Here is a 14,152-nt window from a genome sequence, read left to right as displayed (position 1 = left end):
AGGTCTGATTTGCATTGTCGCAAAGGGTTTCAGGCCCCGTGCATCCGGGGCCTGAAAGGTTGCTTGGGTTATTTCAAGCTGTCGGCAAATGCCCTGCCAAGGTTCGCGTTGGAGGTTTGCGCACCGGCCCAGAACGGCACCGCGATCTCGGCAAAGTCCTTCTGGCTCTGCCAGACTTCCGCGAAGAATTCGTTATCCGCCGCGTTGGTCTCCAGCGCTGCCTTGGCTGCTTCCATGTATTGCGAGAAGTAGTCCGACGGCGTGTCATGCAGGATGACCCCGTGGTTTTCGGTCAGATCCTTCAGCGCCTTGCCATTCTCGTAGATGCGATAGGACATGGACTTGGAAAGCGACGCATTGGCGGCCACTTCCAGGGCCTTCTTCTCCAGATCGGTGAGCCCGTCATAGACATCGCCGTTGATGTAGAGATCGGCATTCACGACGACCTGATGCAGGCCCTGCAGGTAGTAATGCTTCAGCACTTTCTGGAAGCCGAACACGCTGTCGGGCTTCGGGCAGCACCATTCAGCCGCGTCAATTGTGCCTTTCTCAAGCGCGGGAAGGATGTCCCCGCCACCCATGGCCACCGAGGCCACGCCGATATCCTTGTAGGTCTGGCCGGGAATGCCCGGAGGGGTGCGGAACCGGTACTTGCGGAAGTCATCCATGCTGGCGATGGGCTCCTTGAACCAACCCAAAGCCTCTGGCCCCACGGGTTGCAGCATGAAACCTTTGACGTTCATGCCCATCTCGTCCCAAAGCCGGTCATACAGCTCTTTGCCGCCGCCATATTGGAACCAACTCAGAAAGGCTATGTTGTCGATACCAACACCAGCCCCGGCAACGGGCGAGCCAAAGAGCATGGCCGCGGGATGTTTGCCCGACCAGTAATGCGTCCACGCGAACCCGCCTTCGATTAGCCCGCTGTCAACGGCATCGAGCGTTTCCTGCACGCCCACCACGGCGCCGGCGGGCAGGACCTCAATCTTCACGGATCCGTCGGTAAGTGCGGCGACATCGGCGGCGAAATCGCTCAGCATGGTGACTTCATCAGCCTGCGCCGGGATCACGGATTGCACACGGATCACGGTCTCGGCAAAGGCTGCCGAGGCCATCAGGGCAAGGGCCGCGGCCCCTGTCGTCATCGTCTTCAAATTCAACATCAGATTTCCTCCCTTGATGCGATGCCCTCTGTCGTTCTTTTGTTTTCTGCCGGGGGCGAAGGCGCGGCCCTGGCACTGTGTTGCGTTCTCTTTGTCAGGTTGCAGGTTGCGAGCAGCGCCATGTTGGCGAGCCTTGCGCGACTTTCATAGACTTGAATCCTCCAGAATAAGGGCGCTGGCACGTTCGCCGATCATGATAGCCGGCGCGTTTGTATTGCCGCTGACGATCCGGGGCATGATCGATGCATCCGCCACCCGCAGCCCGCTTACCCCCCGGACCCGTAGCCGCGGGTCAACCACCGCCATAGGGTCGGTGCCCATCTTGCAGGTGCCTGTGGGATGATAGATCGTGACAGCCGATTGGCGCGCCCAGGCCAGCGTCGCCTCTTCATCTTCCATCGCGACCTTGCTACCGGGCGCATGTTCTTCGGTGATCCGGGATTTCAACGGCTCGGTGCGGGCGATCATCCGTGCAATCTGAATGCCCTTCACGATGGTCCGGCAGTCGGTTTCCGTGGCCAGATAATTGGGATGAATGGCGGGGTGGTCATTCATATCGGCCGACCTGAGCGTCAGATGTCCGGCACTTTCCGGGCGCAGTTGCAGGACCGACGCGGTAAAGGCCGAAAACCTGTGCGCCCCTTCCGCCGGGCTGTCAGCGCTGAAGGGCTGAATGTGAAACTGAATATCCGGCGTTTCCAGATGGTCCTGCGTGCGCAGGAACGCGGTACCGAGGCTTGCAGCCATCGTCATCGGACCACGCTGGGTCAGCGCATATTGTACCGCCATCATGGCCTGTTTGAACAGGTTGTTGGCCTCGACATTGATGGTGCTGAGATCGGTTTTGAACACCGGGCGGGCCTGAAGATGGTCCTGAAGGTTCTTGCCAACACCTTTAAGGTCGGCCCGTACATCTATGTTATGTTTGCAAAGTTCGTCTGCGTCGCCAAGCCCCGACAGCATGAGGATTTGTGGCGACCCGATGGCCCCGGCGCTAAGAATGACTTCGCGACGCGCGCGAATATCCTTCATCATGCCGCGATGGCGCACCCTTACGCCGGCCGCCCGGTCGCCCTCGAAAATCACCTTTTCGGTTTGCGCCCCGGTCAGGATCTCAAGGTTCTTCCGGTCCCGCGCAGGCTTCAGGTAAGCCGCGGCAGAAGAGCATCTGCGCCCGCCCTTCATGGTCAGCTGGAAATGCCCGACGCCTTCCTGATCCGCGCCGTTGTAGTCGGCATTGCGCGTGTAGCCTGCAGCCTCTGCCGCATCGACCCACAGGTCAACAATCTCGCGTTTCAGCCGCGAGGTCTGCACGTTCAGCGGCCCGTCTTTGCCGCGCACTCCCGCCGGGTCCGGTCCCGCCCAGGATTCCGACCGTTTGAAAAAGGGCAGAACGTCGTTCCAGGACCAGCCCGTGCAGCCCATCTGCGCCCAACCGTCATAGTCTTGCGGCTGGCCACGCACGTAAAGCAGCCCGTTGATAGAGCTTGAACCGCCCAGAACCCGCCCGCGCGGCCAGACGATAGAACGCCCCGCAATGCCAGGGTCAGCTTCGGTCTTGTAGCGCCAGTCCACCTTTGGGTTTCCCATGGTCCGGAAATAGCCCACGGGAATATGGATCCACGGGTTGGTGTCACGCGGGCCTGCTTCGATCAATGCAACCGTGTGCCGACCGCTCTCGGAGAGCCGGTTTGCAAGCGCGCACCCGGCCGATCCTGCACCGACGATGATGAAGTCAAACTCCATGCTCCTCCGACGTGATCAAAAAATGAGACATGATGTCTCGCTTTTTCATCCTCTGGACGCTACAACGATTCGCGCAGAACACCACAACTTTTTTCGAGGCAGCCAAACCGATGCCCGATGCGAAACGTATCCCGACCAATCTGCGGAACTTGCTGATCCTTGAGGTTCTGGCAAAGAGCGACCGGCCAATGACCGCGCCGGAAATCAACGAGGTTCTGGGCTTGCCGCGCCAGACGGTGCACCGGTTATGTGTCACGCTGGAGCAGAATGGCTTTCTTGTACGCCAAGGGAATTCACGCAAATATCAGGTCGCGCGGCGCCTGCGAGAGCTTGGCTCTGGCCTGTTGCAGAATTCGCGGGATCACATCGCCCGGCGCCAGATCCTGCTGGATGTCGCCTCCACGGTCAGGGAAACGGTGAATTACGTCGTCCCGCAGGATTCCGGGATGCATTATCTTGACCGGGTCGAGGCCGACTGGGCGTTCCGGATCCAGCTTCCCATTGGCACCAACGTACCGTTTCACTGCACCGCCAGCGGCAAATGTTTTCTTGCCAGCCTTGCGCCGCGCAAGCGCCGCGATTTCGTGGCCGCGCTGAAATTGGAACGGATGACCGACGCAACCCATACGCAGAACGACAGCCTGTTGGCCGAACTGGCAGAAATTGCGGAACAGGGCCATTCCCTTGATCGCGAAGAGTTTCTGGACGGCATGGTTGCTATCGCCGTGCCCGTGCAGGACTGGAACAACCGTTTCGTGGCAGCATTGGCGTTTCACGGACCCACCCAGCGCATTTCCCTGTCAGAAGCGACCAGCCGCAAGGATTTGCTGCAGGACGCCGCGATCAAGCTGCGCGACGCGTTGTTTCCGGCGGACTGAGACATGTCCCGAAGGCCGGGCGCGCCAGTATCAAACTGACAGGGCAGGGCCGCCGACATCAGAGCGACGCGGCGGGCGGGATGTCGACAATTCGTTGCCGGTGAACAGGCGTGTCACGATGCACCCTCCGCCGTTCCTTCCTGCGAAATAAGCCAGTCCCGGAAGGCGCAGATCTCTGGCCGATTCAACGCATCGGGCCGGATGATCATGAAATAGGCTTCGTGGATCGGCAGACGGTACGGAAAGGGGCTGACCAGCGTGCCTTGCGCGATATACCGATCTGCAAAGTTTTCGTGAATGATCCCGGCCCCGCCGCCGCCCACGAGTAGTTGCAGCGCCATCATCGAGGAATCGGCCTTGGTAATGTGATGCGGCACCGGAAGATCCAGTGAAAAATGCGCGCCAAGGCGCTGCCACTCGACCTCTGACCCCATGACCAGCACAACGCGTTCCTGCACCATCGCCGCGATATCCGGCTGCGGGCCAAACCGCCGCGCATGATCCGGGCTGCAAACGACAATGCCGGTGTCATAGGACAGTGGCCAGATATGCGGGTCTTCCCAATCCCCTGTGCCGTAGCGGATGTCGATATCGATGCGGGCATCGTCCAAGCGGTCCGACCAGACCGCAGTGGTAAGATGGAGTTCCACATCCGGGTGAAGGGCTGAAAACTCCGCGAGTTTCGGCGCCAGCACCAAGGACCCGTAGGTCACGGATGTGCGGATGTTGATGCGACGCTTGCGCTGGATGGCAAAAAGGCCCGAAGTCGCCCCCTGCATATCGGTGAAGGCTTTGCGGATCGGCAAGGCATAGGCATGGCCCATATCTGTAAGCATGACGCTGCGGGGCAGGCGCCGGAAAAGCTCGACTCCCAGATGCTTTTCCAGCAACCGGATATGCTGGCTGACGGCGGCGGGAGTCAGGTTCAGTTCCTCCGCGGCGCTGGAGAAGCTGCTGTGACGCGCGGCGGCCTCGAAAGCGCGAAGCCAGGTGACATGTGGCAGCTTGGTCATGGCGGCGGATCCTGTTCCTTTCCGCCTGTTGTGCCTCAATTTCTGCCCCGCGCAAACAGGGTTGGCTGCGTCGAATTTTCCAGTCGAACGTCAGCGGCCCGTCGGTGTCTTGATCAGGCGCAAACCTGCCCCTCACACAATCGGAAGGGTCCGAAGAGGAGAATGAAAAGGTGCAGCGTATAGGCCAGCCGGATTTAAAAGGTGGTGACGGCCGGCGCGTTACACGCCGGACATGAGCACGTCGATGGCCCGGATGATGCGATCCCCGTCTGCCGTAGCACTGCCGACACGGCGCAGGCTGGCGCGCCGCACGGCAGAGATCAGCCGCGTGGCGAGGATATAGCGCGTTCCGTGATGTTCGATTTCGGGATTCAGGTGCGGGATGGCCGGGTAGCCCGAGATTAGCGGTATCACCACGATGGCCGGGTCAGGCGGCAGCAGGTCGCTTTCCACCACGACCATTAACTGAGCGCCGTAAGACGCTATGTCAAAACGGTTTAGCGGTTCCAAGTCGCGCCTGCGGGGGTTGCCATGATATCCGCAAGCGGGTGGCCGTGTTCTTCGTGCCAGTTGGCCTGGGCAGCAAAAGTTGCGGTGTTTTCCTCCAGCCATTTGCGCTGGCGGGCCTCGGCAACAGCGCGGCGCAGCGCCTCGTCCGCCACGGCGGACACGTTCACGCCCAGACGGCGCGCGTCTTCCAGCGCGTCAGCATCCAGCGTCAGCGATGTCTTGCGTTTCACGGCGGCAGTCATGCACGGGCCTCCTTACGGAACATACCGCCAAAATATACCGCCAAGGAGTGTCAGGCAAGGGTAGTCCGGTGCTAGGCCCCTGTTCAGCCCGTTTCGCGAATGCGCTCGGACATGTCCTCGAACCCTTTGCGCGCCAGAACGCGGTAGGTGCTGTGGAGCGCACCCCTGTCGGTATAGCAGCCCCGCAAGTGACGTTTGCCACTATCGGCGACATAGCCTTCGCGCCCATGCACGATGCGGTGGTTGTCGAACACAACGCAATTGCCTGCCTCGGACCGGAAGCGGATAAGGAAGCGATCCTCCTGCATCAGGCGGATGAATTTGACGAAGGCAGGATAGTAGTCATCCAGCAGGTCCTGGGGCAGGTCCAGGTTGTCCTGAAGATGCTGCGAGATCGTGACCCCGGTAACCTCCCCGTCAGTATTCGTTTCGATAACGCGCTGATGGGCGCGGTAATCCCAGTTTTCATGCCTGTAGAAGAACGGGATGTCATAGGTGGCCAGCAGGCGGAAGGCTTCGGGATCTTCTGCACGCAGCGCCTCGGCCACGGCGGCACCATCAAGAAAAAGCGACAGCCCCCCTTCGACGGTATTTTCCAGACAATGCAGGAACTGCACCCCCGGTGCGGCCTCTTCGCCGGGAAGGTCGGTATGCATTTCCAGCGGTCCGGCGGTGAAGGCAAGGTTGGTGGGCGCAATCTCGACCCGCACGTCAAAGAACAGCCCTTCGGCTGAAGGGGTGATTGGCCCCAAGGCATTCACCAGCCGCGTCAGGCTGTCTTTGGTCGGCTCCATCTGGGTGACAACGGCGATGCCATCCTCGATCAACGCGTGGCAGAGCCGGGCACGGGCCTCATCCGTGGTCAAGATACTGGTCTGGGGTATGCGCGCGATGCGGTTCATGAAATCGCCATACCACAGGCGGCGCGGGATCGCCGCCGGGTCATGGGCCCGGCCCAGAGTGGCGACGTCCCTCAGCAAGGCCATCGGAACCCGGCTGATCACAGCCTCGTCCTGCCACGATATCCTTAGCGCGTCGTCTTCGACCCAGGCCGCCTTGGCGCGGGGCGGATGTGTCAGAACGGAGCTGTCGAAAACTCGCTCTCGGGTTTGCGGATCAATGCAGGTGTCACAGGCGTCGCGGAGCCAGAAATAGTTGAAATACGGGGCAGCTTCGCCGATCGCCATGCGAAGACCTTTGTCGTGAAGGGTGATGCGCGGGTCCGTCATCGGGATGCCTTTCGTGAATTGTCAGAACGGTGGAACGGTTGGGAGACCAAAGGGATGCAATCGGATTTTACGGTGCAGCATGAGTTTTGCGCAGTAAAGATATGATACATCATAGTTTTCCATGATATTTATTCACTCCCTGACCCTTTGGCACGACCTCATGGCCCGGCGCCTCGGGCTCCTCGTCGGTCATCTGTGCGGGAAATCCCGGAGCAAGGATCGATAGTCCCGTCGCGTCTTCGAGCCGCCGGATGATGTTCGGTGACAGCTCTCTTTCGCCGTACCGCGCGATGCCATCTTCAAAAATGTCGATAAGGAGAGGGCTGATTTCCAACGGGACACCCGCGGCCGCGGCGATCTTCTGGAAAAGGCCAATATCCTTTTTCACAAGATCCATCGTGAAGGAGATGTCACGCGATCCGTTCAGGATGACCTGGCTCTCTGTCTCGTGCACGAAGGACGTGCCAGAGGAGATGCGGATCGCTTCGTAGGTGGTGTTCAGATCGATGCCCGCCGCCTTCATCGTCACCAGTGCTTCGCAGAGCGTCAGAAGATTGGCGGTGGCAAGGTAATTCGTCATGACCTTCAGAACGGAGGCAGACCCGATATCGCCGGTATGCAGCACGCGGCGCCCCAGCGTGGTCAAGAGCGGCAGAACCCTTTCGAACGTGGCACGGTCGCACCCCGCGAAGATTGAAATATTGCCGGTATCCGCGCGGTGGCATCCGCCTGATACGGGACATTCCACCGCCGATCCGCCTTCCGCCGCCATCTGGGCAGCGAGGTCCTTCATCACGTCGACGTCAGTTGTGGACATCTCCATCCATGTCTTGCCGGGGCCTGCCACGGGCAGCATCGCGCGGACCGTCGCGGCGCTGGCTGCGGGTGAGGGGAGGCAAGTGATCACCACATCGCTCAAACGCATGAGCTCTGCCGGGGTGCTAGCCGATTTGGCCCCGCGTGCGACAAAGTCCGACACCAGCGACTGGTCGAGATCAAGGACCGTCAGATCATGACCGTTGCGCAAAAGACTGCCTGCAAGCTTGGATCCGACATTCCCCAGGCCGACAAACCCAACTTCCATCCAGGACCCTCCACGCGCTGCCCGCAGGTGAAGCGTGGCCGCGAAGCGCGCAAAGGTGAAACGACGGATATGACTGCTTTGGGTCGGTTTTTGTTGAAGCTCTGGTCGGGTGCCCTATGCCAGTTTGGCCAAGAGTTGTTTGCCAAAGGCCTTTGCGGCTTGCGTCGCACTATCCCCGTGCAATGGCCAGGATTGCATCAGCCCATCCATCAGAAGCGTCAACTCGACCTCCGCACCACACAGTCCGGTCGCTTTCACGGCCATTTCGGCACTGTCTTCTTTGTGGCGCGCCAACATATCGCGCAATGCCTCATCATGCGGGGCTGCCGCGACAGCCGCATGAAAAAGACAGCCGTTCGACGCTTCCTCTGCCATCCAGTCCGCAACTCGCGTCAGGATCGTGTCCAGTGCCAGGGCGGGGTCCGTCGGCAGCCCGTCGTATGTCCGCTCAAGGAAGCGCGTGTGGCGATGCTTCAGCGCGGCAAGAACCATGTCGGGCCGCGACGGCGTGTATTTGTATAGGGTGCGCAGGCTTACATCGGCCGCTTCGCGCAGAACATCAACGCTTGGTTCCGCAAATCCGTGGCGTACGAAGGCACGTTCAAGCCCGGCGGCGATCTTTTCCTGAATTTCCATGGTTGACGCATGTAGAGGGTTCGTTCTATTTGCGCAAGTAAAGGAAGCGTTCTACCGGATGGAGGCGACATGGATCTGCCCAAAGTGATGAAGGCGATGGTGCTGACCGGGCATGGTGGGCTGGACAAGTTGGAATGGCGCGAAGATGTCGCCGTGCCGACCCCCGCAGAGGGCGAGGTGCTGGTGAAGGTCGGGGCCTCGGCGGTCAACAACACCGATGTGAACACGCGCACCGGCTGGTATTCCAAGGCGGTGACAGGCGACACCAATTCAGCCGCGGCCAATGGCTATGAAGATGCCGTGACAGATGGCGGATGGTCGGGCGCGCTGTCTTTCCCGCGTATTCAGGGGGCGGATTGCTGCGGCCGGATCGTCGCGGTCGGCCACGGCATCGACGGCTCCCGCATCGGCGAGCGGGTGATGATCCGCGCGATGTACCATCCTGCCGGCGACGACCCCAACGCGCTGGAAACGTTCGGGTCGGAACGCGACGGGGCCTTCGCCGAATACACCACCATCGCTGCTGAGCATGCGGTTCGGGTGGACAGCGCCTTGTCCGACGTTGAGCTGGCCAGTTTTCCCTGCGCCTTTTCGACGGCCGAGGGCATGATCCAGCGTGCCGGCCTCGGGGCGGAGCGGGTTCTCATCACCGGTGCCTCGGGTGGCGTCGGGTCCGCCGCCATCCAGCTTGCCAAGCGGCGCGGCGCCCATGTGACCGCCGTGACAACCGCATCAAAGGCCGGGACGCTGCAAGAGCTTGGCGCGGATGAAATTCTGGGCCGGGACGCAGATATCCCCGATCAGTCTTTCGACGTTGTGCTGGACCTTGTGGGCGGTGCCGCGTGGTCTGGCCTGTTGCACGGGCTGCGCGTCGGGGGCCGCTATGTCACGTCTGGCGCCATCGCGGGGCCGATTGTCGATCTTGATCTTCGCACGCTTTATTTGCGCGATCTGACCTTGATGGGCAGCACCCGCCAGACCGCAGGGGTTTTTACCGATCTGGTCGGCTATATCGAGCGGGGCGAAATCAGGCCGACCGTGGCAGAGACCTTTCCACTTTGCGATCTCCGGAAGGCGCAGGAAGTCTTTCTGACAAAGGCCCATGTGGGCAAGATCGGGATCACGGTGGGAGGCTGATGTCTTCGGCGGATCGGCCGCGATGCAATGGGTGAGAGGGCCGGGGGCCCTTCGCCCTGCCGCCGCCGCGTTATTTGGTGGTCGGTCCAATGGGATGCGTTGACGCTTACTCCACCTGCGCGCAATCCTTAGGCGGTCTCGCGGCACTTCGCCGTGGTGTCCCGCATAACGAGCTCGGCTGAAACCTCCAGCGATCTGGGTGGGGCATCGGGTTCGGCAATGCGGTCCAGCAGAACCCGCGCGAGCTTTCCGCCAAGGCTATGAGGGGACACAGCCATTGTCGTCAGGGGAGGAGTCCCGACCGCGGCGTCCTGAATGTCGTCAAATCCGATGATCGAGATGTCCCGACCCGGCCGCAATCCCAGCCGTGCAAGGCCAAGGCACGCGCCAAGGGCCACCATGTCGCCGTTGCAGACCACACCGGTGACCTTCGGGTGGGTGCGATGCAGATCCAGCATCGCTTCGAGCCCGGCCAGTTTGTTGTCGCCGGAGGGCCAGAGGATGCCGGGGCCCAGCCCGTGTCTGGCCAGCGTTTGCTCGTAGCCGTCTACCCGCTGGCGGCGCACGATTGTCATGTCAGTCCCGCCCAGATAGGCGATATGCCTGTGACCGAGTGAAACGAGATGGTCTGTCGCGATCAAGGTTGCCTCTGCATTCCGGATGCCGACATGGTCGAACCCCCGGCACGCATTGCGCAGGAAAGTGACGGTGGGGATCTGGTGCGTTGTCAGCAGATCAAAGGTCTCGTCCGGCGTTTCTGTTGCGGGAACCCATAGAAGCCCACCACGGCCATGACGGATGAAAGCCTCCAGCTGGCGCCCTTGACGTGCGGCATCGTCGCGCGTGTCGAGCACGGAGACCATGAAGCCTTCGGTTTCCAGCAGGTCAACGACACCACTGATGACCTCAGCGTTGAACGGGTTGGCGAGTTGATTGATGACAAAGCCAATCTCGCGATTTTCACCGGACCGCATGGCCGCCGCGCGGGAATCCGGCACGTAACGCAGCTTTTTCGCGGCTTCCAGAACCTTGTCGCGGGTCTTGTCAGATATGCGTCCGGTCCCGCGCAACACCTGGCTGACCGTGGGCACCGAGACACCGGCTTCTTTCGCAACAGTCGCGAGAGTCGGTTTGCCAGCCATGATTGTTCTCACCGCGTGATATAACGTTAAACCCGATGTTTGGTCATTTCCCGGGCAAATATCAAGCCACCCCGGATCGTCGTCACATCCGCCGGCCGCGCTCAGACGGCGCGCCGAGATTTTTGTTGACGACTGATATAACGTTATACCATGATCGGAGGCAGCAGGGCGATTCGAGGTTTCATTTCCCGCAGCCGCCCCGTTGGCGTCTTTTCCCTGACCGTGGATCAGGGGGGGCGCCGAAGCTACTTGGGTGTCGGCAGGGAGGTCGGCCCCGATCAAAAAAATTCTGGGAGGAATCATGACCCTACTTTCCAAAATCCTTGGCGCTGCTTCGGGTGTTGCGATCACCTGCACTGCCGTGGCCGCGCAGGCCGAAGTCCTGTTCTGGTCAACTCAGGCCAAACCTGTCGAGGAATCGCAGGCGATGCGCGAACAGGTTCTGTCCGCTTTCGAAGGAGGGGTTGATTACCAGCCCAACGATCCCGGCCCCTGGCTGACGCGCCTTCAGGCCGAAATTCAGGCGGGCTCGGGCACGATTGGCGTCCTTGGGGCGCTGCACGGCGACTTTTCGGCGATGAACCCCGATGATCTGGTCGATCTGAGTGATATGGGTGTGATGTCCGCCAGCGAGACGTTCAACAACCTTGCCAAGCTGGGCACGGATACGATGCAGTACATCCCCTGGATGCAGGCGAGCTACATCATGGCCGCCAACAAGGAAGCGCTGCAATACCTGCCGGAAGGCGCGGATGTCGACGCGTTGACCTATGACCAGCTGATCGCATGGGCCGCCAACGTCCACGAAGCGACAGGCGAGCCGAAATTCGGCTTCCCAGCGGGGCCAAAAGGACTGAAGCACCGCTTCTTCCAGGGCTATCTCTACCCGTCCTACACCAACGGTGTCGTGCGCACTTTCGCGTCGGACGAGGCCGTCACGGCATGGGAGAAATTCCGCGAGCTTTGGGCCCATACCAACCCGGCTTCGACCAATTTCTCTTTCCTGCAGGAGCAGCTTTTGTCGGGTGACGCGTGGATCGTGTTCGATCACACCTCGCGTCTGGCGCAGGCGTTCAATGACCGCCCCGATGATTTCGTCGCATTCCCGGCGCCCGCAGGCCCCACGGGTCGTGGGTTCATGCCGGTTCTGGCTGGTGTCGCCATCCCCAATACCGCGCCTGACATGGAAGCGTCCAAGGCTCTGGTCAGCTACATGCTGAAGCCGGAAACCCAGATCGCGACCTTGCGTGCGACGAACTTCTTCCCCGTGGTCGACGTGGACCTGCCGGACGATCTGCCGCCATCGGTTCAGGCGGCAGGCAATGCGGTCGCCAAGATGAGTGCGTCCGCCGATGCCAACCCCGGCCTGTTGCCCGCGGGTCTTGGTGACAAGGGTGGCGATTTTAACCGCGTCTTCGTCGATGCGTTCGAGCGTATCGTTCTGGCCAATCAGGACATTCGCGCCGTGCTGGACGATCAGAAAGCCGCGCTTGCCGCGATCATGGAAGAAACCGGTGCGCCTTGCTGGGCGCCGGATGCGCCTTCCGAAGGTGCTTGCCCGGTCGAGTGACCTGACAAGACCTTCCGTCCGGGCCTGATGGGGCCCGGACACCTCTCTCTCTCCCCAACCAGTCGGCGCTGGAGCGCCAGATAGGAGCGCAGCGATGAACGCTGGGATATTGCCGTACGTCCTGATCCTGCCTGTCACACTGTTTCTGTGCGTGTTTTTCCTGTACCCCTTTGTCTTGGTTGCGCAGCAAGCCTTCAGTGACGGGTCGAATTTCACATTAGAGAATTTCCGCGAAATTACCTCGCACTGGAAATTTCCGATTTCCCTGAAAAACACGCTGCTTCTGGCAGCCGCGGTTGTCCCGGTGCAGCTGGCGCTGGCGCTGCTGATGGCGACGATGGTCACCAGGATGCAAAAGGGGCGGGACATCGTCCTTTACATCTGGACCATTCCGCTGGGGATTTCAGATCTTGCCGCCGGGATCATTTGGCTGGCGATCTTTGACCAGTCCGGCTTTCTCAACTCGATGATGAGCGGGATGGGCCTGATCGACAAACCCCTAAACCTGCTTTCCTATCAGAACCCCGGCATTGTCTTCCTGGCCATTGCCCTGGCAGAGATCTGGCGGGCGACCGCGATCATGCTGGTGATCCTTGTGGCCGGGATTGGCCTGATCCCCAAGGAATATTACGAAGCGGCCGAGGTCTTTGGCGCGTCGCCCTGGAAACGGTTCCTGCGCATTACCCTGCCGTTGCTGCGGCCCAGCCTGCAAACAGCGCTGGTGCTGCGTGTGATCCTCGCATTCGAGATCTTCGCGGTGGTCGCGGCGCTTGGCGGAACGCTCTTCCCGGTTCTCATGGGCGAGACCTATTCCTACCAGTTCGACCTTCTCAATAACCGGGCCGCAGCTGCGATGGCGCTGATCATCCTGGCGATCTCCATCGGCTTTACCCTGATCATCCTGCGCGTCCTGCGCGTCCCGAAAGGAGCCTCGATATGACCGATGCTGTTGCAAGTGATCTGGGCGCCGATACACGCAAACCCGCGCGGTTCCTGTATATCTCTGCGGTCGTGCTGCTATGCGCCTGGGTGATCGTGCCGATCTACTTTTTGCTGATCAACACGCTCTCGTCACCGGAAACGGTGACCAGCTTTCCCAAGCCGTTCATCCCGGAATTCGACCTTGGCAGCCTTACCTTCTTTGCCGGCTTTGCGGGGATTCTGACGGCGCTGAAGAACTCGGTCGTGGTGGCAGGTCTGACGATGATCATGTCTATCGCCATCGGGGCGCCTGCGGGCTATGCACTGTCGCGGTTTGACTTTCCGGGCAAAGGCCTGTTCCGGCTGCTGATCCTGCTGACCCGCGCCTTTCCGCTGCCGCTTCTGGCGTTGCCGCTGGCGGTTCTCTTCATCCGGACCGGGCTGGACGACACGGCCTTCGGTCTGGCGCTGGTGCATACAACGCTTGCCATTCCCTTCGCCGTGCTGATCACCTTCTCGCTGTTTTCGGGCATCCCGATAGAGCTGGAAGAGGCGGCTTGGACCCTTGGCTGCACGCGGCTGACGGCGTTTACCAAAGTGGTTCTGCCGCTCATCCTTCCCGGTATCACGGCCAGCGCCATCTTCGCCTTCGTGATCTCGTGGAACGAAGTGTTCGCCGCCGCGGTACTGACCATCGAGAACCGGACCCTGACCGCGTTCCTGCTTCAGAACCTCGACACCTCGCCACTGCATCTGAAGTTTGCGGGTGGGTTCATCCTCGTCGTACCCGCCCTGATCTTCATCTTCGCCGTGCGCAAATACCTGTTTGCCATGTGGGGTATCGCGAACCGCTAAGCGGGGCGCGTCCAGATAAAGGAGCC

General features: G+C 60.8%; 14 protein-coding genes. 5 read left to right on the top strand and 9 right to left on the bottom strand.

The window, feature by feature from the left end:
* Window positions 1–68: 68 nt before the first annotated feature.
* Window positions 69–1,163: a TRAP transporter substrate-binding protein gene (locus EDD52_RS09860; RefSeq protein ID WP_132244379.1), complete on the bottom strand. Its 1,095-nt coding sequence runs from the start codon at window positions 1,161–1,163 to the stop codon at window positions 69–71.
* A 144-nt stretch (window positions 1,164–1,307) separates the two neighbouring features.
* Window positions 1,308–2,909, bottom strand: a complete 1,602-nt coding sequence (locus EDD52_RS09855; RefSeq protein ID WP_132244377.1) for a GMC family oxidoreductase — start codon at window positions 2,907–2,909, stop codon at window positions 1,308–1,310.
* A 32-nt stretch (window positions 2,910–2,941) separates the two neighbouring features.
* Between EDD52_RS09855 and EDD52_RS09850 the strand changes: the two genes are divergently transcribed.
* Complete coding sequence (locus tag EDD52_RS09850) at window positions 2,942–3,787, top strand: IclR family transcriptional regulator (RefSeq protein WP_243651891.1); 846 nt, start codon at window positions 2,942–2,944, stop codon at window positions 3,785–3,787.
* A 113-nt stretch (window positions 3,788–3,900) separates the two neighbouring features.
* Here EDD52_RS09850 and EDD52_RS09845 read toward each other — a convergent pair whose 3' ends face one another.
* The 6 genes from EDD52_RS09845 to EDD52_RS09820 form a co-directional block, all read right to left on the bottom strand.
* Window positions 3,901–4,800: a LysR substrate-binding domain-containing protein gene (locus tag EDD52_RS09845; RefSeq protein ID WP_132244375.1), complete on the bottom strand. Its 900-nt coding sequence runs from the start codon at window positions 4,798–4,800 to the stop codon at window positions 3,901–3,903.
* 219 nt (window positions 4,801–5,019) lie between these two features.
* Window positions 5,020–5,262, bottom strand: a complete 243-nt coding sequence (locus tag EDD52_RS09840; RefSeq protein WP_132244373.1) for a CcdB family protein — start codon at window positions 5,260–5,262, stop codon at window positions 5,020–5,022.
* Window positions 5,263–5,297: 35 nt separating this feature from the next.
* Window positions 5,298–5,552 (bottom strand): type II toxin-antitoxin system CcdA family antitoxin, encoded by a 255-nt coding sequence (locus tag EDD52_RS09835; RefSeq protein ID WP_132244371.1) that lies wholly within the window; start codon window positions 5,550–5,552, stop codon window positions 5,298–5,300.
* Between the two features lie 83 nt (window positions 5,553–5,635).
* Window positions 5,636–6,781, bottom strand: a complete 1,146-nt coding sequence (locus EDD52_RS09830; RefSeq protein ID WP_132244369.1) for a TauD/TfdA family dioxygenase — start codon at window positions 6,779–6,781, stop codon at window positions 5,636–5,638.
* Between the two features lie 109 nt (window positions 6,782–6,890).
* A complete protein-coding gene (locus tag EDD52_RS09825) occupies window positions 6,891–7,865 on the bottom strand; it encodes an NAD(P)-dependent oxidoreductase (RefSeq protein WP_132244367.1) in 975 nt (324 codons plus the stop codon).
* A 114-nt stretch (window positions 7,866–7,979) separates the two neighbouring features.
* The gene (locus tag EDD52_RS09820; RefSeq protein ID WP_132244365.1) at window positions 7,980–8,501 is read right to left on the bottom strand and encodes a TetR/AcrR family transcriptional regulator; all 522 of its coding nucleotides are present in this window, start codon (window positions 8,499–8,501) and stop codon (window positions 7,980–7,982) included.
* A gap of 69 nt (window positions 8,502–8,570) precedes the next feature.
* On the opposite strand from EDD52_RS09820, the gene EDD52_RS09815 reads away from it, so the two are divergent.
* The gene (locus tag EDD52_RS09815; RefSeq protein ID WP_132244363.1) at window positions 8,571–9,638 is read left to right on the top strand and encodes an alcohol dehydrogenase family protein; all 1,068 of its coding nucleotides are present in this window, start codon (window positions 8,571–8,573) and stop codon (window positions 9,636–9,638) included.
* Window positions 9,639–9,766: 128 nt separating this feature from the next.
* Here EDD52_RS09815 and EDD52_RS09810 read toward each other — a convergent pair whose 3' ends face one another.
* A complete protein-coding gene (locus EDD52_RS09810; protein ID WP_132244361.1) occupies window positions 9,767–10,780 on the bottom strand; it encodes a LacI family DNA-binding transcriptional regulator in 1,014 nt (337 codons plus the stop codon).
* Window positions 10,781–11,081: 301 nt separating this feature from the next.
* Between EDD52_RS09810 and EDD52_RS09805 the strand changes: the two genes are divergently transcribed.
* The 3 genes from EDD52_RS09805 to EDD52_RS09795 all read left to right on the top strand — a co-directional run bounded on the left by EDD52_RS09805 (window position 11,082) and on the right by EDD52_RS09795 (window position 14,126).
* Complete coding sequence (locus EDD52_RS09805; RefSeq protein WP_132244359.1) at window positions 11,082–12,350, top strand: ABC transporter substrate-binding protein; 1,269 nt, start codon at window positions 11,082–11,084, stop codon at window positions 12,348–12,350.
* A 94-nt stretch (window positions 12,351–12,444) separates the two neighbouring features.
* Window positions 12,445–13,290: a carbohydrate ABC transporter permease gene (locus EDD52_RS09800; protein WP_132244357.1), complete on the top strand. Its 846-nt coding sequence runs from the start codon at window positions 12,445–12,447 to the stop codon at window positions 13,288–13,290.
* Window positions 13,287–14,126, top strand: coding sequence for a carbohydrate ABC transporter permease (locus EDD52_RS09795; protein WP_132244355.1), 840 nt, complete (start codon window positions 13,287–13,289; stop codon window positions 14,124–14,126). Before EDD52_RS09800 ends, EDD52_RS09795 begins: the two co-directional genes overlap by 4 nt.
* Window positions 14,127–14,152 lie beyond the last annotated feature (26 nt).

It is taken from the genome of Primorskyibacter sedentarius, from assembly GCF_004342065.1.
Taxonomy (GTDB): Bacteria; Pseudomonadota; Alphaproteobacteria; order Rhodobacterales; family Rhodobacteraceae; genus Primorskyibacter; species Primorskyibacter sedentarius.
This window is presented reverse-complemented; position numbering and strand designations above follow the sequence as displayed.

Excerpts from the sequence above, each read along its gene's own strand:
- EDD52_RS09800 (WP_132244357.1), top strand. The coding sequence starts at position 12,445 with ATGAACGCTGGGATATTGCCGTACGTCCTGATCCTGCCTGTCACACTG.
- EDD52_RS09810 (WP_132244361.1), bottom strand. The coding sequence starts at position 10,780 with ATGGCTGGCAAACCGACTCTCGCGACTGTTGCGAAAGAAGCCGGTGTC.
- EDD52_RS09795 (WP_132244355.1), top strand. The coding sequence starts at position 13,287 with ATGACCGATGCTGTTGCAAGTGATCTGGGCGCCGATACACGCAAACCC.
- EDD52_RS09860 (WP_132244379.1), bottom strand. The coding sequence starts at position 1,163 with ATGTTGAATTTGAAGACGATGACGACAGGGGCCGCGGCCCTTGCCCTG.
- EDD52_RS09850 (WP_243651891.1), top strand. The coding sequence starts at position 2,942 with ATGTCTCGCTTTTTCATCCTCTGGACGCTACAACGATTCGCGCAGAAC.
- EDD52_RS09835 (WP_132244371.1), bottom strand. The coding sequence starts at position 5,552 with ATGACTGCCGCCGTGAAACGCAAGACATCGCTGACGCTGGATGCTGAC.
- EDD52_RS09840 (WP_132244373.1), bottom strand. The coding sequence starts at position 5,262 with ATGGTCGTGGTGGAAAGCGACCTGCTGCCGCCTGACCCGGCCATCGTG.
- EDD52_RS09825 (WP_132244367.1), bottom strand. The coding sequence starts at position 7,865 with ATGGAAGTTGGGTTTGTCGGCCTGGGGAATGTCGGATCCAAGCTTGCA.
- EDD52_RS09805 (WP_132244359.1), top strand. The coding sequence starts at position 11,082 with ATGACCCTACTTTCCAAAATCCTTGGCGCTGCTTCGGGTGTTGCGATC.
- EDD52_RS09845 (WP_132244375.1), bottom strand. The coding sequence starts at position 4,800 with ATGACCAAGCTGCCACATGTCACCTGGCTTCGCGCTTTCGAGGCCGCC.
- EDD52_RS09855 (WP_132244377.1), bottom strand. The coding sequence starts at position 2,909 with ATGGAGTTTGACTTCATCATCGTCGGTGCAGGATCGGCCGGGTGCGCG.
- EDD52_RS09820 (WP_132244365.1), bottom strand. The coding sequence starts at position 8,501 with ATGGAAATTCAGGAAAAGATCGCCGCCGGGCTTGAACGTGCCTTCGTA.
- EDD52_RS09815 (WP_132244363.1), top strand. The coding sequence starts at position 8,571 with ATGGATCTGCCCAAAGTGATGAAGGCGATGGTGCTGACCGGGCATGGT.
- EDD52_RS09830 (WP_132244369.1), bottom strand. The coding sequence starts at position 6,781 with ATGACGGACCCGCGCATCACCCTTCACGACAAAGGTCTTCGCATGGCG.